17 protein-coding genes are annotated in these 20,499 nt (G+C 45.7%); 2 read left to right on the top strand and 15 right to left on the bottom strand.

The features are described from left to right. Nucleotides 1-170: 170 nt before the first annotated feature. The 11 genes from dnaK to menB all read right to left on the bottom strand — a co-directional run bounded on the left by dnaK (nt 171) and on the right by menB (nt 13,438). The gene (dnaK, locus tag L0659_RS22575; RefSeq protein WP_235128840.1) at nt 171-2,084 is read right to left on the bottom strand and encodes a molecular chaperone DnaK; all 1,914 of its coding nucleotides are present in this window, start codon (nt 2,082-2,084) and stop codon (nt 171-173) included. A gap of 186 nt (nt 2,085-2,270) precedes the next feature. Next, nucleotides 2,271-4,817 (bottom strand): phosphocholine-specific phospholipase C, encoded by a 2,547-nt coding sequence (locus L0659_RS22570; RefSeq protein WP_235128839.1) that lies wholly within the window; start codon nt 4,815-4,817, stop codon nt 2,271-2,273. Between the two features lie 150 nt (nt 4,818-4,967). Beyond that, a complete protein-coding gene (rplT, locus tag L0659_RS22565) occupies nt 4,968-5,312 on the bottom strand; it encodes a 50S ribosomal protein L20 (protein ID WP_026631508.1) in 345 nt (114 codons plus the stop codon). A gap of 102 nt (nt 5,313-5,414) precedes the next feature. After that, complete coding sequence (gene rpmI, locus L0659_RS22560) at nt 5,415-5,609, bottom strand: 50S ribosomal protein L35 (RefSeq protein WP_026631509.1); 195 nt, start codon at nt 5,607-5,609, stop codon at nt 5,415-5,417. A 177-nt stretch (nt 5,610-5,786) separates the two neighbouring features. Next, complete coding sequence (gene infC, locus L0659_RS22555; protein ID WP_235128838.1) at nt 5,787-6,338, bottom strand: translation initiation factor IF-3; 552 nt, start codon at nt 6,336-6,338, stop codon at nt 5,787-5,789. Nucleotides 6,339-6,451: 113 nt separating this feature from the next. After that, on the bottom strand, nt 6,452-8,395 hold the full coding sequence (gene thrS / locus L0659_RS22550; protein WP_235128837.1) for a threonine--tRNA ligase: 1,944 nt from the start codon (nt 8,393-8,395) through the stop codon (nt 6,452-6,454). Nucleotides 8,396-8,454: 59 nt separating this feature from the next. Further along, entirely contained in the window at nt 8,455-9,651 is a 1,197-nt protein-coding gene (locus tag L0659_RS22545; RefSeq protein WP_235128836.1) for a lipopolysaccharide assembly protein LapB, read from the bottom strand. Then, nucleotides 9,644-10,531 carry a class I SAM-dependent methyltransferase gene (locus tag L0659_RS22540; RefSeq protein ID WP_235128835.1) on the bottom strand — a complete coding sequence of 296 codons (888 nt, stop codon included), beginning with the start codon at nt 10,529-10,531 and terminating at the stop codon, nt 9,644-9,646. The genes L0659_RS22545 and L0659_RS22540 overlap by 8 nt, the downstream gene beginning before the upstream one ends. Before the next feature lie 54 nt (nt 10,532-10,585). Next, complete coding sequence (locus L0659_RS22535; RefSeq protein WP_235128834.1) at nt 10,586-12,160, bottom strand: hypothetical protein; 1,575 nt, start codon at nt 12,158-12,160, stop codon at nt 10,586-10,588. Beyond that, nucleotides 12,150-12,560 (bottom strand): EVE domain-containing protein, encoded by a 411-nt coding sequence (locus L0659_RS22530; RefSeq protein WP_082216398.1) that lies wholly within the window; start codon nt 12,558-12,560, stop codon nt 12,150-12,152. The genes L0659_RS22535 and L0659_RS22530 overlap by 11 nt, the downstream gene beginning before the upstream one ends. A gap of 53 nt (nt 12,561-12,613) precedes the next feature. After that, the gene (gene menB / locus L0659_RS22525; RefSeq protein WP_082216399.1) at nt 12,614-13,438 is read right to left on the bottom strand and encodes a 1,4-dihydroxy-2-naphthoyl-CoA synthase; all 825 of its coding nucleotides are present in this window, start codon (nt 13,436-13,438) and stop codon (nt 12,614-12,616) included. 113 nt (nt 13,439-13,551) lie between these two features. Between menB and L0659_RS22520 the strand changes: the two genes are divergently transcribed. Beyond that, nucleotides 13,552-14,637: an AMP-binding protein gene (locus tag L0659_RS22520; RefSeq protein WP_235128833.1), complete on the top strand. Its 1,086-nt coding sequence runs from the start codon at nt 13,552-13,554 to the stop codon at nt 14,635-14,637. Beyond that, nucleotides 14,630-15,403 carry a hypothetical protein gene (locus tag L0659_RS22515; RefSeq protein WP_235128832.1) on the top strand — a complete coding sequence of 258 codons (774 nt, stop codon included), beginning with the start codon at nt 14,630-14,632 and terminating at the stop codon, nt 15,401-15,403. The genes L0659_RS22520 and L0659_RS22515 overlap by 8 nt, the downstream gene beginning before the upstream one ends. Here L0659_RS22515 and L0659_RS22510 read toward each other — a convergent pair whose 3' ends face one another. Genes L0659_RS22510 through topA form a run of 4 tightly spaced genes read right to left on the bottom strand, consistent with a single transcriptional unit; the run spans nt 15,404 to nt 20,479 of the window. Next, a complete protein-coding gene (locus tag L0659_RS22510) occupies nt 15,404-16,408 on the bottom strand; it encodes a helix-turn-helix transcriptional regulator (RefSeq protein ID WP_235128831.1) in 1,005 nt (334 codons plus the stop codon). 15 nt (nt 16,409-16,423) lie between these two features. After that, the gene (locus tag L0659_RS22505; RefSeq protein ID WP_235128830.1) at nt 16,424-17,305 is read right to left on the bottom strand and encodes a bifunctional 5,10-methylenetetrahydrofolate dehydrogenase/5,10-methenyltetrahydrofolate cyclohydrolase; all 882 of its coding nucleotides are present in this window, start codon (nt 17,303-17,305) and stop codon (nt 16,424-16,426) included. Then, nucleotides 17,305-17,991 (bottom strand): NAD-dependent deacylase, encoded by a 687-nt coding sequence (locus L0659_RS22500; protein WP_235128829.1) that lies wholly within the window; start codon nt 17,989-17,991, stop codon nt 17,305-17,307. Before L0659_RS22500 ends, L0659_RS22505 begins: the two co-directional genes overlap by 1 nt. 34 nt (nt 17,992-18,025) lie before the next feature. Further along, complete coding sequence (gene topA, locus L0659_RS22495; protein WP_235128828.1) at nt 18,026-20,479, bottom strand: type I DNA topoisomerase; 2,454 nt, start codon at nt 20,477-20,479, stop codon at nt 18,026-18,028. Between the last annotated feature and the right edge of the window lie 20 nt (nt 20,480-20,499).

The following is a 20,499-nucleotide window of genomic DNA, read 5'->3' as shown; positions in this document are numbered from 1 at the left end:
GAAGTGGTTTTTTAGTCTGATGATATGTTATTGGATTGCGTAAAATTTAGTGCCAGAAACGACTGGTGTTTTTTATACTTTATGCAGAACGGAATTACACACTTTTGAAAAAATTGCGTGTAAAAAAAATCCCCATCTGGTTAAAGACGGGGATTTTTTAAGTTGCCTTATTATTTGACTTCCTCAAAATTGACGTCCGTCACGTCGTCGGTTGCGCTGTTTCCATTTGCAGCGCCTGGGTTACCTTGCGGCTCGCCAGTTGGCTCGCCTGGTTGAGGCTCACCACCTTGTGCGTACATTTCCTGGGAAGCGGCTTGCCATGCGGCATTCAATTTCTCCATGGAAGTGTCAATTCCTGTAAGATCCTGGCTTTGATGCGCAGTTCTCAATTCAGCTAATGCTCCTTCAATCGCTGACTTATTTCCAGCAGAAAGCTTGTCGCCGAATTCTTTCAATTGTTTATCAGTAGAAAAGATCAGGCTGTCGGCAGCATTGATTTTCTCGATTTTTTCACGTTCTGCTTTATCCGCTGCTTCGTTTGCTTTTGCTTCTTCACGCATACGGGTGATTTCTGCATCTGTTAAACCGCTTGAAGCTTCGATACGGATTTTCTGCTCTTTGTTTGTGCCTTTATCTTTTGCAGACACATGCAGGATTCCGTTTGCATCCACGTCGAATGTTACTTCAATTTGTGGTGTTCCGCGTTGGGCCGGTGGAATATCCGATAAGTGGAAACGTCCTAATGTACGGTTTTGCGTAGCCATCGGGCGCTCACCTTGCAACACGTGAATTTCAACAGAAGGCTGGTTATCAGCAGCAGTCGAGAATGTTTCTGTCTTTTTAGACGGGATTGTCGTGTTGGCTTCGATCAGTTTGGTGAATACACCGCCCAATGTTTCGATACCTAATGACAATGGAATCACGTCCAAAAGAAGTACATCTTTCACTTCACCTGTCAAAACACCACCCTGAATGGCCGCACCGATTGCCACAGCTTCGTCCGGGTTAACGCCTTTCGAAGGTTTTCTGCCGAAGAACTTTTCCACTTCTTCCTGCACACGTGGGATACGCGTAGATCCACCAACCAGGATTACTTCATTGATATCATTGTTGGTATAACCTGCGTTTTTCATCGCCTTCTTGCAAGGCTCCATCATTCTCTGGAACAATGAATCAGCAAGTTGCTCAAATTTCGCACGGGTCAATGTGCGTACAAGGTGCTTTGGAATGCCATCAACCGGGAAAATATAAGGTAGGTTGATCTCAGTTTGTGTTGAGCTGGACAATTCTACTTTGGCTTTTTCCGCAGCTTCTTTCAAACGTTGCAATGCCATTGCATCTCTTCTCAAATCAACAGCTTCGTCTTTCTGGAATTCGTCTGCAAGCCAGTTAATGATCACCTGGTCAAAGTCGTCACCACCAAGGTGTGTATCACCATCCGTAGATTTTACCTCAAAAACGCCGTCACCCAATTCAAGGATCGAAACGTCAAATGTACCACCACCTAAGTCGAACACCGCGATTTTCATATCCAGGTGTTGCTTGTCAAGACCGTAAGCAAGCGCAGCAGCAGTAGGCTCGTTGATAATACGTTTCACATCAAGACCTGCAATCTGACCTGCTTCTTTTGTAGCCTGACGTTCTGCATCATTGAAGTAAGCAGGAACAGTAATAACCGCTTCTGTCACTTCCTGACCAAGATAATCCTCAGCAGTTTGTCTCATTTTCTGCAAAATGAATGCAGACACTTCTTGTGGCGTATATAACCTGTCTCCGATGGGGATACGAGGCGTGTTGTTAGGACCTTTATCAACGGTGTATGCAACAGTTTTTTGCTCACTGGTTACATCATCGTATTTTTTGCCCATAAATCTTTTTATGGAGCTGATAGTATGCTTGGGATTCGTGATCGCCTGGCGTTTGGCTGGTGCACCGATTTTGCGTTCACCATTATCCATGAATGCAACCACTGAAGGGGTTGTACGGGCACCTTCGCTGTTTGCAATCACAACCGGCTCGTTACCCTCCATGACAGCCACACAGGAGTTCGTTGTTCCTAAGTCTATGCCAATAATTTTTCCCATTGTTCTATATTAAAGTTAAGTATAATTTGATTCTGACTAATTCGCTGCCGCGGTCATCGCTTGACGCTTACCGCAACAGTGGTTCAGAGGCTTTACTAAAAAGCCCGTACCAGAAACAAATCAATAAAAGGGGAATGACAAAGTGTCAGGCGACTGAATGCCTGACACTTTTAAATAAGAAGACTCTCATGCAAAGTCACCCATGAGCGGATCGCTGCTGCTGATCCGACCGGTTTCTACATGGCCGGCCAGGCGAACCAGGAACCCGGGCTGATCTTCCAATGTGACGGAGAAGTCATACCATTGGAAGCTTTTGTCGAGATTCAAGACCAGGGTTTTTTCAAGCGCTGTAATTCCACTATCACTAGCTAATGTTGTTAATTGATTACTAGCACCATAAGCGTTATCCTGAATCAGAAATGCGCTTTTTAAAGCCTGCTTATCGCCTTCCAGTTTCAGCTCAATGTTGCCGGTTGGCTTGCCGTTTTTATCCAGCTGATAGTTAAACCCAACTTTCACATTGCCTGCGGCTTTATTGCCCTCGAATTCTCTGAAAAAACCGTTGGGGCCATAAACCCGCAGGTGATATTTTCCGCCTTCAAAATCCTCGGGTTTCCATGATGCCGTGAGGGCATCGCCGGCTTTTACAGCGTAATTCCAGACCTTAACCTCTTCATTTTTGAATTTTCCCGGCGCATATACCATAAATGGAGCACCGGCTGCCTTGTCGCGGAATATGCCATTTTTGGCTTCAAGCTTAATCTCAAATGCATTTTTGGCAGAGTTAAAGCTGCCCTCGGCCGCCAGTTCATAAGGAACGGGGCAGGCGGGACGCGTTCCCTTTTCCTGCTTCGGCATGAGGGGAGAGGTCAACGGGTTTTTATTGATCTGCTCAATTTCCCCCTTGGACAACGCTTTGTAAGCGTTAGGCAGTTTTTTGAACTGTGCATTATAAATCCCTTCCATGAATTCGTTGCGCGCCAAGAATGTGGGCAAAGGAATTTTTTCGCCTTCATAGGGCGTGAAAGTTGAAGTTAGATCACCGCAAATGGTCCTTCGCCACGCGCTAATGTTCGTTTCTTCGATCTTCTTACCGGATTTGTGGCTTGTGAATTTTTCCAAAAACTGCAAAATGGAAGTATGGTCAAAAACTTCCGAGCACACATTGCCACCGCGGTTCCAAGGTGAGGCCACAACCAGCGGAACACGGAAACCCAGCCCAATCGGGCTTTCCCGGCTTTCCTTTTTTTCCTTCTGGGTCATATCCTGTTCCATGGTCACAAATTCCGTTTTGCAGTCAATGCCTTCGGAAACTGCGCCGGTGTTTTCTTTGTATGGATTGGGAACCACGAAAGGAGGGACGTGGTCGAAATAGCCGTCGTTCTCATCATAGCAAAGGATGAAAATGGTTTTTTTCCAAACCTCCGGATCAGCCGTAAGAATGTCCATCACCTCGGAAACGTACCAAGCACCGTACCACGGCGATGTAGGGTGATCGGAGAAGTTTTCAGGTGCAACGAGCCAGGATACGGTTGGTAATTTTCCGCTCTTCACATCGGAGCGAAATTGATATAAAATATCACCTTGCGGCGCTTTGGCGTCGTGCTCAATGTCGCCGTCAAGATATTTGACATTGGTTACCTTGCGGTAATCCGGGTCTTTTTTATTGGTTGTGAATGCTTTTTCATGAATGTTTTTGGCCCGCTGAGAAAGCTTTTCATAGTTCTCCGGCGTCCACCTTTCCAGCTCTTGTTTCGCAAAAACAATCTCCTTTTGCTTCGCATTGAGCGACTTTTCAAGATCAGCCGCTTGTTTCGAGCCTTTTTCAGCTTTGGCCAGTTTTGCCTCCGTTTCTTTTATTTCGTCCGGAAGTGCTGTTATTCTCGCCTTTTGATATTTCTGATAACCTGTATGATAACGAATCTGGTATTGGCTAAACCATTCGATCGGGTTGTCCGTAAAGTTGGCCAGCCAGGAATCTTCTTCACCTGTGAGACCTGTATTAATGCTTAGTTCGTTCTGATAAATTCGCCATGAAACACCATTGTCTTCGAGGCGCTCGGGGAATGTCATCCATGACGCTTCCTTATCATCCGTCACATTCTCGTTTCTGACATTGGCATAATGTTCAGGACTTGGCTTCTCCCGAACCGTTCCCGACCATAGGTAAAGCCGGTTAGGCGTTGTGCCGGTCAGGGACGAACAGAAATTCTGATCGCAAACAGTGAAAGCATCGGCCAAAGCGTAATAAAATGGAATGTCTTCACGGTTGTAAAAACCTTGCGTCAGAGGCATTTTGGCATAGTCCTTATGTCCTGGTTGCTTAGCAATGAGCCATTTATCATATTTGCCATCATTACGCGCATCCACCTGGTTAGGCCAGGAGTGGGGTAGGGAGCCCATCCAGGTTGCATTCGACTCGCGCATATTCAGCCGAAACGGAACGTAGGTTTCGCCAAACGCATTGGTTTGCAGCCAGACAAGATTTTTATTGGGAAGGGTGATGGCCCGGGGATCATTAAAGCCGCGAACGCCGCGCAGCGAACCATAACAATGGTCGAACGACCGGTTTTCCTGCATCAGGATTACCACATGTTCGGCATCGAGGTAAGTGCTTCCTTTTTTTGGATCAATGGCGAGCGCCCGTTGAATGGATGGTGGCAGCGCGCTAAACATTCCGGCTGCTCCCGTAAGCAGGGTTGCCTTTTTGATAAATTCTCTTCTAGAGTCCATGGTGCTATCAGGAATAGGTTTTGGTAACGCTTTTACATTACCCCTTATTTCTGCTAAAGTACCACCATTTAAGATTTCAAAGAATTAATTTAATGTTAAGCGTGGCCCGAAAGGGCAAAAAAAATCCCGCCGTTAAGGCGGGATGCTGTTTTATTTTACCTGATCAACGATCGCTTTGAATGCTTCCGGATGATTCATCGCCAAGTCAGCGAGAACTTTACGGTTAAGCTCGATGCCTGATGCACTTAGCTTGCCGATGAAAGCAGAATATGATAAACCGTGAAGACGGGCTCCTGCGTTGATACGCTGGATCCACAATGCACGGAAGTTACGTTTCTTTTGCTTACGACCTTTGTATGCGTATGCCAAACCGCGCTCTACTGCGTTTTTAGCTACTGTCCACACATTTTTACGACGGCCGAAATAGCCTTTCGCAAGTTTTAATACTTTTTTACGTCTTGCACGTGACGCAACGTGATTTACTGAACGTGGCATAATTTAACTGTTTTTGATGGTCGGCGCTCTGATGAGTCTTGAAATGCCTTCTATCGGGTTGAACAAAAAACCAGAATTAATATTCTAATTAATGGCTGCGAATTATTTCGCAAGCATAGCCATCACCTGCTTAACATTAGACACATCGATCAGACCAGTTTTAACCAACCCACGCTTGCGCTTGTTTGATTTCTTTGTCAGGATGTGGCTGTGAAACGCGTGTTTGCGTTTGATTTTCCCAGTGCCGGTCAGCGCGAAACGCTTTTTAGCACCAGAGTTGCTTTTCATTTTTGGCATGATTCAAAAAATTATTAATTGATAAAATATAAAACAGCGCGCAAAATTAGCCAAAATGTTTCTAAAATGAAAATCGTGTCCCCGACAAAGTCAAAGACACGATCCAGTCAAACTTGATATATGAGTAAATTCAGGTGCCGACGAGCCAAATGCCCGATCAACAACCTCAATTGAAATCTATTTTTTAGCAGGAGCAGGCGCCAGAATGATCGTCATTCTCTTTCCTTCCAGTTTTGGCTCCATTTCAACCTTACCATAATCCGAAAGGGCTTCTGAGAATTTGTTAAGCAGATTCACACCTCTTTCTTTAAAAACAATGGTACGGCCCACGAAATGCACGTAAGCTTTTACTTTCGAACCTTCTTTAAGGAAATTTATCGCATGCTTTAATTTAAAATCAAAATCGTGATCATCCGTATTAGGGCCGAAACGGATTTCTTTGATGACAACTTTCATTGCCTTCGCCTTGATCTCCTTCTGTTTCTTCTTCTGCTCGTATTTGAACTTTGAATAGTCAACCACTTTGCAAACAGGCGGAACCGCTGTCGGCGCAATTTCAACTAGATCAAGGCTTTGTGCCTTCGCAAGCGCTCGGGCTGTATTAATATCAACTATGCCTGGTTCAATATTTTCTCCAACCAGACGTACTTCTTTTGCTGTAATCCGTTCGTTTATTTTATAAGGTTCTTCGGGAACTCTTAACCGTCCACTCGGGGGTCTTAATGCCATATAACTTGGTTTGGTGTACTTTGGGTTTTGTTGGTAAAAATCAAAAAAGGTAACACTGCTGTCACAAAAATAGTGCCTTAGTGCCGGAATAATAACAAAAAGTTAGAAAATCATCAAATAATGGCAGCTTCTTTCTTGAAAAAGCTGGCAAATTCCGCTATTGTCATGCTTCCAAGGTCACCTTCGCCTTTTCTGCGGACTGACAATCTGCCCTCCGCCGCTTCTTTCTCGCCTACGATCAGCATAAAAGGAACCTTGCTAACTTCCGCATCACGGATCTTGCGACCAATCTTCTCATCGCGGTGATCCACAAAGCCTCGGATGTCGTGATCCTGTAATTGGAAGAAAACATCTTCTGCATAATCCGCAAACTTCTCAGAAATGGGCAGGATAGCGATCTGATCCGGTGAAAGCCACAATGGGAACTGCCCGGCCGTGTTTTCGATCAGGATGGCAATGAACCTTTCCATTGAACCAAACGGCGCGCGGTGGATCATGACCGGCTGATGCTTCTGATTATCAGAACCTGTGTATTCAAGACCAAAACGTTTTGGCATCTGGTAATCCACCTGGATTGTGCCCAGCTGCCACTTTCTTCCCAATGCATCACGCACCATGAAATCGAGTTTCGGGCCGTAGAATGCCGCTTCACCCAGTTCAGTTACCGTGCTTAACCCACGTTCCTGAGCCGCTTCAATGATCGCATTTTCAGCCCTTTCCCAATCTTCGTCTTTTCCAATGTATTTTACCTTGTCGTTCGGATCACGAAGCGAGATCTGCGCGCTGTAATCCTCGAAACCAAGGGATTTGAAAACATATAATACAAGGTCAATTACGCGGACAAATTCTTCCTTCACCTGATCCGGGCGGCAGAAAATGTGTGCGTCATCTTGCGTGAATCCACGCACACGCGTAAGTCCATGCAATTCACCGCTTTGCTCATATCTGTAAACCGTTCCGAACTCCGAAAACCGCAATGGGAGATCTTTGTAGGAGCGCGGAGAGGTTTTATAGATCTCGCAGTGATGCGGGCAGTTCATTGGTTTCAGCAAATATTCCTCGCCCGGATTGGGTGTCTTAATAGGCTGGAATGAATCCTTACCATATTTTTCCCAGTGGCCGGAAGTAACGTAAAGTTCTTTGCTGCCAATGTTTGGCGTGATCACGGGAAGATAACCTGCACGCGATTGTGCTTTGCTCAAAAACGATTGAAGACGTTCGCGGAGCATAGCGCCCTTTGGCAGCCACAACGGAAGTCCCTGACCCACTTTTTCCGAGAATGCGAACAATTCCAGCTCTTTTCCCAGTTTTCTGTGGTCACGCTTTTTCGCTTCTTCCATCAATGTTACATACTCTTCCAGTTCTTTTTGTTTTGGAAAAGTAATCCCGTAAATGCGGGTCAACATTTTGTTTTCCTGCTTGTTACGCCAGTAAGCGCCAGCAATGTTGGTTAGCTTAACCGCTTTAATGAAGCTGGTGTTCGGGATATGCGGCCCGCGGCAAAGGTCAGTAAAGCCGCCTTGCTCGTATAATGTGATGGAGCCATCTTCCAGGCCATCAATCAGTTCCAGTTTATATTCGTCACCTTTTTGGGTGAATAATTCTAATGCATCCGCCTTGCTGATGGGCTTTCTGACATACTCATTTTTCTGACGCGCCAGTTCAAGCATCTTGGCTTCGATCTTTGGAAAATCATCCTGAGAGATCGAATTCTCGCCTAAATCGACGTCATAGTAAAACCCTTTTTCAATCGACGGTCCTGTTCCGAATTTTACACCCGGATACAATGCTTCCAAAGCTTCCGCCAGCAAGTGGGCAGACGAATGCCAGAACGTAGATTTGCCGTCTTCGTCATTCCAGGTGAGCAATTTCACAAGGGAATCCTGCGTGATCTCACGCGTAGGGTCCCAAACTTCACTGTTCACTTTGGCTGCGATCACATTTCGCGCCAAACCTTCACTGATACTGAGCGCAATGCCCATAGCAGTTATACCTTTTGGGTAAAACCGTTCACTTCCGTCGGGCAGGGTAATTTTTACTTGAGACGCGTCTTCCATTCAAAAATTTAATTCTATGACAATTGATCAAAGGCTTGTGAGGGCCACAAAGTACAAATCTATTCAATTTTAGCTTTTCGAGACGAGTCTACGCGGATATTTGTAGTTCCTCTCGGCCTGATAATGTTAATTTTCACCCGCGACGTGTCCAGCAGCTTGTAACCTGAACTTGCGCTTTCATTGGGATCATATGTTGAGTAAATGTCGGCATTCTCTTCTCTCCTGATCCTGTAAAGCCCGTTTCGCGCGCTTTGATCACCAGGGCTCAGGACCAGCGCCGTGGAATAATAATCGACTGCTTTGGTATAATCGCCCGCTTTTTCATAGGCATAACCAAGCATATTATTGATATCCTTGGACTTCGGCTTTATTTTCAAAAGCTGCTCCAAGGCACGGATCGCTTTATAATATTCTTTCAATTGTGTCCCAACCGTCGCTACGCGCATCAGCGCTTCCTCGTATGCGGGCTTTAAGGCAATGGCTTTCTGGTAACTAATTAATGCTGTATCCGGCCGTGCCAATGCATTGAAAATTTCTCCCTGCTCGAAATAGAGGCCGGGCACTTTTGGAAAGCGTTTGATCGCCCGATCATTAATGGTAAGCGCTTCGGCAGGATTGTTCAGTTTTCTTAGTATAATAATGCTTTGTTCGTAAGCTCTCAAAAGCTTCGGATTCACATTCATAGCATATTTAAAACTGGAAAGACTTGCTAACGAATCGCCCTGCCTGGCCTGCAACATTCCCTTTACATAATAAGCAGAGCCGTCATAAGGCGCCATTTTCAATGCCTGATTCAGGTAATTGACTGCTTCCCTGAAACGCCCCTTGGCTTGAAGGACATCAGCCAGCAACACATACAGCTCCGGACTGCTTTGCTGTAATGCTTCTGCACGCTGCGCGTCCTCCAATGCTTTGTCGATTTCGCCGAGCTCACGGTTGATCTTCCCACGCAGAAGAAAATATTCACTCACATTTTCCTGCTCGTAAATGGATTCGTTGATATCGTCAAGCGCCTCGGTATATTGTTCTCTTTCGAAGTAAATGCGGGCTCGTTTGAAATAATTCTGGTCGGTGTCAATGCTGCGGTTAATGAGCTCAGTGAGTGAAAGCAGGGCGTCGTTCTGCCATTGCTCATGAGATTTTTTCACAACGGGCGGAATGCGCGTGGAATTCCTGGCGTCGCTTTGGCAGGATTGATTCAACCCGGCCAAAACAATGCAAAGCAAAAGGGATATGCGTTCGAAAGTTTTAGACATTCTGGTCCGAGAATCTTGAAAATACGCCTAGCGGAAGGTTTTTGCCAAAAGAATCCGGAATGAAAAGCTCACCAAATTCATGGTGAATCTGCGTTCCGAAATGTGCTTTGATCAAATTTTCCACAATGAGCGCCGAGAAGCCCAAAGAATATAAATTGATGATAAAAAAGAAATTTTCTTTCTTTAAAAGTAATGCACAAAGTTTCAGGATCTCATTCAGACTTTCTTCCAAAAGCCATTTTTCTCCATCCGGCCCACGGCCATATGCGGGCGGATCAAGGATAATGCCGTTGTACTGATTGCCGCGGCGCACTTCTCTCTGAACAAATTTCAAGGCATCTTCTACAACCCAGCGAATGTTGTCCAGCCCGCTCAGCTCCATATTTTCACGCGACCAGCTGATCACCTGCTTTATGGAATCAACGTGCGTAACATCCGCTCCGGAAGCTTTTGCCGCAAGTGAAGCGATGCCTGTATAAGCAAACAGGTTTAGTACAGAAGGCTTCGTTTCCGGGATTTGTTTTAATTTTTTTGCAATGTAATCCCAGTTAGTTGCCTGTTCCGGAAATACGCCTACATGCTTGAATGAGGATAATGCGAGCTTCGAGCGTAAATGCAGTTCTTTGGTCCGATATTGAAAAACCCACTTATCGGGCATGCCGTCCTTAGCAATCCACTGGCCTTTTTCCTGTGAATTTTTATCTCTTTTGAAAACCGCATTCGAGCGCTTTTCCCATTCGGCCTCAGAAAGGGACTTATCCCAGATCGCCTGTGGCTCAGGGCGCGACAAAATATATGGGCCGAACCGTTCGAGCTTTTCGAAACCGCCGGTGTCGATCAATTCGTAATCTGTATGTTGCTCTGGAGATAATAAAATCATGAAAATATTTTAAAATTTCCGTTGGCTTAAGCCGACGGGAATGGGGGAATGGGATTAATAGGCGATTTTGTTTAAATAAAATACATTGCGTCTGCCTCTGGTCTGCGGATCTCCGGCGGCGTTGATAATGCGTTGCTCGCCCCATGCCAGATAAAAGTTTTCGTACCAGTAATCAATGTCGTCGGTGCTGGTTTTTCTTACCTTATCACCTTCCACATTGGTTTCGTTCGGAATTACCCGGTCGCTGTCGACCACCTGGTTTCCCTTAATGATCTTGCTGCGAATGGCGCCATTATGGCTGTAAACCAGGCGCGAATTGCCGTTAGTGAAAGTCTGCACTTTGATTTTTTCGCGCAGTTCCATGCTTTTTACATTGTCGAAGTTAATGCTGTTATCCCAGAGTAATCTACCGTTTTCGTCCACATCGGCCACTACTGCGTGCGTATAAGTGAAGCCATCGAAAACCTGCTGGTTGTAACCGCGTCCGCCGTACATCGGATTCCATAAGTAAGGGTTATAAAGCCCCATTCCAAACGGGTAACCCATCATGCTGCCGTAACCCAGGCCACCCATCATGGTTGGATTCTGGTAACGATACTCGGGATAAAAAACTTCGGCTACTAATAGAAAATTATTGTTTTTGGGAACAATGTCATGCACCAGCAGACGGTAATTCAGTTTCAGATCGTCGCCGCTTTCTTTCTTTTTTCGAATGCGCTTTTCCATCTTTTCCTGTTGCCGCTCATTCATGAAATTGAAGAAGTTCTTGAACTCGGTAAAACTGTGGTAACGTGTGAAAACGGGCTCATTACCAACGATTTTGCTGATATAAAGTCCCTGCGAAGCAGCATTGGAAGCGCTCTGCATATTTCTATAACCATATGTGCCGATCACAACCCGGACTGAATCATTCAGCACCTGTAACCTGCCGCTTAGCAACGAATAATCATCTTCGGGATCAACCGAAACCTGTGCATAAAGTTCTCCCGTTTCCTCATACGAGCGGGCCACAATGCGGGTTTGCCTTCCTTTTTTGACAGCAAAACAAACATTTACTAAATGATGCGCCGTGTCCACCTCAACGGTCTGGATGGCATTAGAACCTTTGATCGCGGATGGCAGGATCTTCGTTTGGGACGTCCTGAGCTGGGTCAAGATTAGAACAGGCTCGTTACGGACCATTCCGGCCATAAAAACGGAGTAACCCAATGTCTTGAAATCAGTTATCTCAAACCGGTCGAGCGTGTTAATGGTAAATGTTTCCACGAAGCCGGGGCCAACATTCACTTTCACGATCTGGTATAAGGAACTCCGATATTTACTGAAAAGCAAAAACACAGCCTGTCCGTCGTAGGAAGAAGCAATGTAATCCAGATTTGATTCAATAGGGCCGTCAATCGACCAAACGCGTTCCAGGTTTGTATCAAACTTTTGAACATTAAATGTGCCTTTCTCAGGTTTTGAAATAAGCAAAACCCCTTGCGCGCCAAGCGGAACGGTTTGGTAAGCCATATTCCCCGACAAAGGCAATTCTATTCTCTTAACACCTTGTGCAGCAACGATTAATGATGTTGCCGTGAGGATTAAGATCAATAAAATCTGACGAAATGCTGAAAAATTAAGATTCATGTGCTAAGGCAACAATAATGTCGAATTCCTCACGCTTTACCGGCACTACGGACAACCGGGAAAGACGCACGAGCTCCATATTTTTAAGTATATCGTGTTTTTTGATCTGTTCAAGCGTCACTGTTTTAGGGAAATGCTCCACCGGAACCACATTCACTACGACCCAGTCACCCGTATCAATGGTTGGATCGGGATAATGTTCTTTTGAAACTTTTGCCAAACCCACCACTTCCTTCCCGATGTTGCTGTGATAGAAAAGAACAAGGTCGCCCTTTTTCATCGCCATCAGGTTATTGCGCGCGGCAAAATTCCTGACGCCGTCCCACATGCCTTCCTTTTCTTTTACAAGATGGTCCCAGGAATATTTATTCGGTTCACTTTTTACAAGCCAATGGTTCATGGATTACAGTTAGGTTTTGAACGGATTTTATGGTTGATGGGCGCTTCTTGCGATCAGGGAAACTTCGGGTACTTGCTGAAATCAGGCTTTCTCTTTTCAAGAAACGACTTTTGTCCCTCTTTCGCTTCTTCGCTCAGATAGTAAAGCAACGTTGCGTTTCCGGCCAATTCCTGAATTCCTGCCTGTCCATCGAGCTCCGCATTGAATGAGCTTTTCAGCATTCTGATCGATAGCGGGCTTTTTTCCTGAATTTTTTTACACCATTCAACGGTCGTCGTTTCCAAATCTTCCAAAGGAACGACTTTATTCACCAAACCCATTTGCAATGCCTCCTGCGCGTCATATTGATCGCATAGAAACCAGATTTCACGTGCTTTTTTCTGTCCAACTACCCTTGCCAGATAAGACGCACCGAAACCGCCGTCAAAGCTTCCGACTTTCGGCCCGGTTTGTCCGAACCTCGCATTTTCAGCTGCAATAGAAAGGTCGCAAATCACGTGCAGCACGTGTCCGCCGCCAATTGCCCAGCCCGCAACCATCGCGATAACTGCCTTAGGGATAGACCGGATCATGCGTTGCAGGTCGAGCACATTCAAGCGCGGCACATGGTCGTCGCCAATGTAACCGCCGTGCCCGCGAACAGACTGGTCGCCGCCGGAGCAGAATGCTTTTCCGCCTTCTCCGGTTAAAATAATAACGTCAATGCGCGTGTCTTCGCGGCAAATGTGCATCGCGTCGATCATTTCCGTGACGGTGAGCGGCGTGAATGCGTTGTGTTTATGCGGGCGATTTATGCTTATTTTTGCAATGCCTTCGTGAAGCGTAAAAAGGATTTCTTCGTATTCTTTAATGGTTTCCCACTGGATTGAGCTTGACATAAATTCGGAATGTAAATGAATAATCTGGCGTTAAAAAGTTAACTATAACGGCCGTTAACTCGTTCGCAACAATCTGCGAAATTACAGATTGTTTGGGTTTCCTTCAAAAACAAATGAATAACTTTCCAATGCCCTGGAACACAAGTATAACCGCTATCCGAACCCAGGATCGCCCTGCGGATCCCTACTTTGGCAAAGCCTATGATTTCATGCAATCGTGGCTGAATGGGCAACAAACATTCACATTACAAACATCCGGTTCAACGGGCACTCCCAAGCCCATCGAAATTGACAGAAACCAGTTAATCGCCAGTGCACAAATGACGGGCAAGGCGCTTGACCTTGGCAGGGGAACGCGCGCACTCGTTTGTCTGAATGTACATTATATAGCTGGGTTGATGATGCTTGTTCGGGGGATGGAGCTGGATTGGGAGATGACAATCATTGAACCGTCTGCTAACCCTTTACTGGAGTTTGATTCTCATGCTGAATTCGATTTTACTGCATTGGTCCCGTTGCAACTCACTGCTATTCTGGAAAATCCGCAGACAGAAAAACAGATTGAACGGTTAGGTAAAATACTCCTCGGCGGCGCACCGGTTAATGTCACTTTGCAAAGGGAAATCGAAGCATTAACCATTCCGATTTACCAAAGTTACGGCATGACGGAAACGGTTTCGCACATTGCATTGCGCAGGTTGAACGGAGCAAAATCTTCGGAAGATTACCACTTCCTGCCCAACATTGATTTCGGCACAGATGAGCGCGGATGTCTGCACATTTCCGGCCCTGTAACGAATGGTGGGGTTGTACAAACGAATGATCTGGTCGAGATTTCCGGAAATACATTCAAATGGATCGGAAGGGCGGATAATGTGATCAATTCGGGTGGTGTGAAGATTGTTTTGGATAAAATTGATGAGCGCGTGGGTGAAGTATTTTATGAATTCAAAATCCATAATGCGTTTTTCAATTGGTCTGTTCCTGATGAAAAATTAGGTCAGAAACTGGTGCTGGTCATTGAAGGAACAGAAAATGCACTGCCCGTTGATCAGATCATTTTGAAAATTAGGAAGCGCCTTTCCGCCTATGAAACCCCGAAACATGTTTACTTTGTGCAGCATTTTAGTAAAACCACCACGGACAAGGTCGATAAGCGGCACACGGTCCAACAACTTTTAGCATCTCAAAATGGATAAAAATATTCAAATTCCAGGTTACTACATCATTCGTTTTCAAACGGCATCCGTCGTTCCGGCTCCTTACTCGCACTTTTATACATTAAAACTGAACATTGCTTCCAAAGATCAGCTTACGGTTGATTTTGACATTAAATATCTGGATCGAGATGAGCTGGATGAGGACGATCTTTTGGATGAAGGTTTTTCGCCGGATGATGATTATGCATGGAAAGGCAATGTTCCTGCGATCTGGGTTGATCAGTTCCAGGACATTATGGCTTCTTCCAAAATTATCAGAAAGAGGGAAGAAAGTGAATTTGAGGATTTTATAGAAATTGAATTAGATGAAAATGGCAAAATGGTGACCATTTATCCGGTTGATAAGGAGCGCTGGTCGTATTTCTTGCAGGAGTTCATGCAAGCGGTTTTTGAAGCGGGTGGGAGAGAGAAGCCGTTTGAGCTTACCTATCTGGAAATTGATGGGGATAATCAAAAACAGTTAGACCTGCGGGCATCATTTGCGGAAAAGTCGTTCACATTAGTGAAGGATCAGGCGCCGGCCCGGAAACTGGAATGGTCGCAATTGCAGAAGATCATGGATACGGTTTACAAAGCCGAATTCGTGCCGGACAATGCTTCGGATAAGAAGCCTTCCAAAAAAGGAAAATACATTACTGCCGGTGATGGCCTTTGGTATCAAATGGGCGTCGCAATCCTGGAAACGACTGGGAAAAGCAAAGATTTAGAAAAGATTGAAGCATTATTCAATGCTTTGTCCAAATAATTAAGATCTGTATTGGTTCAGTTCCTGCTGCAATTCATCTACCAGCAGGCTGACCCTTTCCAATGATGGTTGCGGCGTTGGGAGCTGCAAACTCACAAATGCCTTCACCTCCCAAACCTCCTGCACATCTTGCAATGGAACTTCAAGTTCTTCCAAATCGGCCATATGGGATGTTAGGAGCAGTAATCCGGAAGTTTTGACCTGATTAAATGCTGTTCTGTACACAAAACCGTGACCACGCAGAACGAAAATGTATTGCATACCATCCTTAATGTCGTACCAGTTTCTTACAAAGGTCCCGACCAGGATAGAGCCCGGATATGTGAAATCTTCACCACTTTCAAATGCCCGATAATAGCCCATAGGCAGGTTAGGGAGCTGGAAAACGGGCAGTTGATTTAAATAGGCCGGGTTTTGGAAGTTAGCAAGATATTCCTGCTGCAAATCTTTCGCAACCCATTGAATAGTGGGGTAGTTAACCACCTTTTCTTCAACCTGGGCATTAAACTGGCTGCCCTCAAACTGATTGTTAAAAACAGGCAACTGAGCATCCGGCCGGGCATGAACCGCTGGCTGACTTTGCGGCTCACCATTCACAGGTTTGAAATTAACCTGCTTGGAAACCATCCGGATTTCAGGTTCCGGCTGCTGATATTTATCGATGATTTTAGATAAAGGTTGTGGTTCCGAAAAAGCCGGAATGCGGATTTGCGATGGCGCAGGCACATTTCCCGAATGCGACACCGTCATTGGGCGACCGGCATTCATGGGCAACGACATATCGGGTGTTTCCCTTAATTTTCTGAGGTCATTTTTGAGCAGGTTATCCACCGTAATGCCAAACGCCGCCGCCATATTTTTTAGATTTGTCAGGTTTGGGTTGGCTCGGGCTTCCTCGTAAGCGCCAAGCAATGAGCGCTTTATAGCGATCTTCCTTGCAAATTGCTCTTGTGTAAGGCCGTTGAGCCTTCTGAGATATTTGATGTTATTGCTTACGATGCTCATTGTAATGCTTTCAGGTTATTGGTAAATTTCCTTCTTAGCAGCTTTAAATGTGTTGGTTAACAAACCACAAATGGTCATCAGGCCAACGCCACCCGGCACAGGTGTAATGTAACTTGTTTTCGGTGCGACATCATTGAAATTAACGTCCCCTTTAATCGCGAAGCCACTCTTCTTGGTTTCATCCACAACTCTCGTGATGCCGACGTCAATCACCACTGCTCCCTCTTTAACGTAATCTGCGGTCACAAATTCTGGTCTGCCCAGCGCAACGATCAAAATATCCGCTGTCTGGCAGATCTCTTTCAGATTTTGCGTTTTTGAATGCGTGATAGTCACCGTACAATTGCCCGGATATTCGTTACGCTGCATTAATATGCTCATTGGCAGGCCCACAATCTGGCTGCGGCCTATTACTACGCAATGTTTGCCGCTCGTTTCAATGTTAGCACGGATCAGCATTTCCAGGATGCCGAACGGTGTTGCCGAAATGTATGCAGGAAGGCCTTTGCACATTTTACCGACATTCACGGGATGAAAACCATCCACATCCTTGGCCGGGCTAACGGCTTCCATAATAGTGTTTTCAGAAATATGTTTGGGCAAGGGAAGCTGCACGATAAATCCGTCCACATCAGGATCATTATTCAATCCTTCAACGGCGTCCAGTAGTTCTTTTTCACTTATTTCGGGACCGAATCTTAGTAATGTAGAAGTAAAACCGATTTCCTCGCAGCTCCTGATTTTCGATGCCACATAGGTTTCGCTCGCGCCGTCGGCACCCACGAGGATTGCTGCCAAATGTGGCTTTTTGCCACCATTAGCAACCCACGCTTCCACTTCGTTTTTTATTTCAAACTTAATTTGGGATGAAATTGCTTTCCCGTCTAGTAACTGCATTATTTATTGATGATGTTTTTAATAAGAATTTCCATTCCCGTAGTCGCCTTTTCCTGGATGAATGTCATATTGGGTTTCAGGCTGATATCCGGTTGTGCGGGATCAATAATGTAAATAGGTTTGTCAGCGCCCACATAATGCACAAGTCCCGCGGCGGGATAAACTGCCAGAGATGTGCCCACAACAACGAAGATGTCGGCTTCTTCTGTAATATCCATCGCTATTTCCATCATCGGGACTTCTTCGCCAAACCACACGATATGCGGCCTTAACTGACTTCCCAGCTCACAAAGATCTCCCGTTTTCAGCTCCCACGAAGTCATTTCGTAAATCAGGTCCGGGTTTTTTGTGCTTCTTGATTTGAAAAGTTCGCCATGCAAATGGATCACATTCGAAGAGCCAGCGACTTCATGCAGATTATCAACGTTTTGCGTGATAATGGTCACATCAAAATCCTTTTCCAATTCAGCCAACGCATAATGGGCGGCGTTTGGTTTCACGTCAGCTGCCTGCTTTCTGCGCTGGTTGTAAAAGTCCAGCACAAGCTCCTGGTTACGCTGCCAGGCCTCGGGCGTGGCTACGTCTTCAATGCGAAAATTGTCCCACAAGCCACCATTGTCGCGGAATGTACTGATCCCGCTTTCGGCACTGATGCCCGCTCCCGACAGCACTACAAGTTTTTTCATGATTTTTATTTTCTAGTGTGTAACTGATTATTTATTAGCTCTTTTTGGGTGCTTTTGGTGCCGCTGCTTTTTTCGCTGCGGGCTTTTTCGCTGCTGGTTTCTTGGCCGCTGGCTTTTTTTCGGCTGCCGGTTTTTTCTCTGCCGGCGCTTTCGCAGCTGCTGCTTTTGCCGCTGGCTTTTTACCGAATCTTCCTGCTGGTTTGTCTGGTGTTTCAGCGGCCAGCTTCACCACATCTTCATATGTAAGTGAAGTAGGCTCCGTACCTTTTGGGATTTTTACATTCTTTTTTCCAAAAGCAATGTAAGGTCCGTATTTACCATTAAGCACTTTTGCGTCCGGGTCTTCGGCAAACTCTTTAATGGTCCTGTTGCTGTCCTGTAAGCGTTTTTCGGTGATGATTTCCACAAGTCTGTCCTCCGTGACAGCCATTGGATCATCCGTTCTTGCCAGAGAATAATATTTTCCGTCATGCTTCACATAAGGACCGAATTTTCCAATGTTCACAATCAGTTCTTTCTCTTCATACAAACCTACTTCGCGCGGCAATTTGAAAAGTTCAAAAGCTTCTTCCAGCGTAATGTTCTCCATCAGCTGGCCCTTCATTAAGCTCGCAAATTTCGGTTTTTCCTCATCTTCCGCATCGCCTATCTGCACATAAGGGCCGTATTTTCCGATTCTTACGGAGACTTTTTTACCCGTTGCCGGATCTTCACCCAAATCGCGGGAAGTCAGGCTCCGGTCGATGGCTTCTTCGTTTGCTTCGGTTACTTTCTTCTGAAATGGCGTGTAAAAGTTCTTGATCATCTGGCGCCATTCGAGCTGGCCTTCGGCGATGTGGTCAAAATCCTTTTCAACATTCGCCGTGAAAGAATAATCGATAATGTCATTGAAATGGCTTACCAGAAAGTCGTTAACGACCATTCCTGTGCTGGTAGGGAAGAGTTTTGACTTTTCCGAACCGTAAATTTCTTTATTAACCTTGCTGTTGATCTGGTTATTAGCCAGCGTCAGTTCTTTAAAATCACGTTCTGTTCCCTGGCGGTCTTCTTTTACAATGTATTCGCGCCTTAATATGGTAGAAATTGTGGGCGCGTATGTGGATGGACGTCCGATGCCCATTTCTTCCAGTTTTTTTACCAAGCTCGCTTCCGTATAGCGCGGCGGGTTTCTTGTGAAGCGTTCCGTCGCTTTCATGTCTGCCAGGTTAAGGATCTGGTTAATGTTCAGCGGGGGCAGCATTCCTTTTTGTTCCTCATCGCCTTCATCGTCGCTTGATTCCAGATATACTTTCAGGAATCCTTCAAATTTTATCACCTCGCCTTGTGCAACCAGTTCTTCCGAAGTGGTTGAGATGGAAATGGTTGCTGTGGTGCGTTCCAGTTGCGCATCTGACATTTGAGATGCAATGGCACGTTTCCAGATTAGCTCATATAAGCGCTGCTCGTTACGGTCGCTGCTGCCATTCAATGTCGAAAAATCAGTTGGCCTGATGGCTTCGTGAGCTTCCTGGGCCGACTCGTTTTTGGTCTTGAATATCCTTTTATTATAGTAATCCTGTCCGTATTCCTTCGTAATCTGAACCCGGGCCTTTTCCAATGCTTCCTCCGACAAATTGGTGGAATCCGTTCTCATATAGGAAATCTTACCTGCTTCGTACAGCCGCTGCGCCACCGTCATGGTTTGCGCTACGGAAAAGCTCAGCTTACGGGATGCTTCCTGTTGTAATGTAGAAGTTGTGAATGGCGGTGCTGGGGTTTTTTTGGCTGGTTTTACTTCAAGGCTTTTGATCGAGAATTGTGCGCCGATGCATTTTTCGAGGAATTTCATGGCATCCTCTTCCTGCGGGAAGTTTTTGGCTAGCTCCGCATTCAGCACTTTACCATTACCCAGGTCAAAATGGGCGGTTACCTTAAAGCTGCTTTTGCTCCTGAACGCATCAATTTCCCTTTCCCTTTCAACAATAATACGAACCGCCACAGATTGCACACGGCCGGCTGAGAGGTTGGATTTCCCAATCCTTATCTTCTTCCAAAGCACGGGAGAAAGCTCATAACCTACGAGCCTGTCGAGGATCCTGCGTGCCTGCTGGGCGTCCACCAGATCTACATCTATTATACGCGGTTTGGAAATCGCATTTTGTAAAGCAGTTTTCGTAATCTCCCGGAACACAATTCTTTTGGTGTCGTCGGGTAACCCCAACGCTTCTTTCAAGTGCCACGAAATCGCCTCTCCTTCGCGGTCATCATCCGTTGCCAGCCACACTTCTGCGCCTTTGGCCAGTTTTTTAAGTTCGGATATCACCTTGACTTTATCAGCTGAAATTTCATAAGAAGGCTGGAAACCATGCTCAACATCCACGCCCATATCATGCTCCGGAAGGTCACGAACGTGCCCGAAACTTGACTTGACGGTGAAATCTGCTCCTAAATAACTTTCAATGGTTTTGGCCTTCGCCGGTGACTCTACGATCACCAGATTTTTTGACATAACTTTGGATTTAAGGGATC

The organism is Dyadobacter sp. CY347 (genome assembly GCF_021502655.1).
Lineage (GTDB): Bacteria > Bacteroidota > Bacteroidia > Cytophagales > Spirosomataceae > Dyadobacter.
The sequence above is the reverse complement of the archived record's forward strand: the minus strand, read 5'-3'. Positions and strand labels throughout refer to the sequence as shown.

Excerpts from the sequence above, each read along its gene's own strand:
- L0659_RS22535 (WP_235128834.1), bottom strand. The coding sequence starts at position 12,160 with ATGAATCTTAATTTTTCAGCATTTCGTCAGATTTTATTGATCTTAATC.
- infC (WP_235128838.1), bottom strand. The coding sequence starts at position 6,338 with ATGGCATTAAGACCCCCGAGTGGACGGTTAAGAGTTCCCGAAGAACCT.
- L0659_RS22530 (WP_082216398.1), bottom strand. The coding sequence starts at position 12,560 with ATGAACCATTGGCTTGTAAAAAGTGAACCGAATAAATATTCCTGGGAC.
- dnaK (WP_235128840.1), bottom strand. The coding sequence starts at position 2,084 with ATGGGAAAAATTATTGGCATAGACTTAGGAACAACGAACTCCTGTGTG.
- L0659_RS22505 (WP_235128830.1), bottom strand. The coding sequence starts at position 17,305 with ATGCAGTTACTAGACGGGAAAGCAATTTCATCCCAAATTAAGTTTGAA.
- L0659_RS22545 (WP_235128836.1), bottom strand. The coding sequence starts at position 9,651 with ATGTCTAAAACTTTCGAACGCATATCCCTTTTGCTTTGCATTGTTTTG.
- rpmI (WP_026631509.1), bottom strand. The coding sequence starts at position 5,609 with ATGCCAAAAATGAAAAGCAACTCTGGTGCTAAAAAGCGTTTCGCGCTG.
- L0659_RS22540 (WP_235128835.1), bottom strand. The coding sequence starts at position 10,531 with ATGATTTTATTATCTCCAGAGCAACATACAGATTACGAATTGATCGAC.
- L0659_RS22570 (WP_235128839.1), bottom strand. The coding sequence starts at position 4,817 with ATGGACTCTAGAAGAGAATTTATCAAAAAGGCAACCCTGCTTACGGGA.
- L0659_RS22515 (WP_235128832.1), top strand. The coding sequence starts at position 14,630 with ATGGATAAAAATATTCAAATTCCAGGTTACTACATCATTCGTTTTCAA.
- thrS (WP_235128837.1), bottom strand. The coding sequence starts at position 8,395 with ATGGAAGACGCGTCTCAAGTAAAAATTACCCTGCCCGACGGAAGTGAA.
- L0659_RS22520 (WP_235128833.1), top strand. The coding sequence starts at position 13,552 with ATGAATAACTTTCCAATGCCCTGGAACACAAGTATAACCGCTATCCGA.
- L0659_RS22500 (WP_235128829.1), bottom strand. The coding sequence starts at position 17,991 with ATGAAAAAACTTGTAGTGCTGTCGGGAGCGGGCATCAGTGCCGAAAGC.
- L0659_RS22510 (WP_235128831.1), bottom strand. The coding sequence starts at position 16,408 with ATGAGCATCGTAAGCAATAACATCAAATATCTCAGAAGGCTCAACGGC.
- menB (WP_082216399.1), bottom strand. The coding sequence starts at position 13,438 with ATGTCAAGCTCAATCCAGTGGGAAACCATTAAAGAATACGAAGAAATC.
- rplT (WP_026631508.1), bottom strand. The coding sequence starts at position 5,312 with ATGCCACGTTCAGTAAATCACGTTGCGTCACGTGCAAGACGTAAAAAA.
- topA (WP_235128828.1), bottom strand. The coding sequence starts at position 20,479 with ATGTCAAAAAATCTGGTGATCGTAGAGTCACCGGCGAAGGCCAAAACC.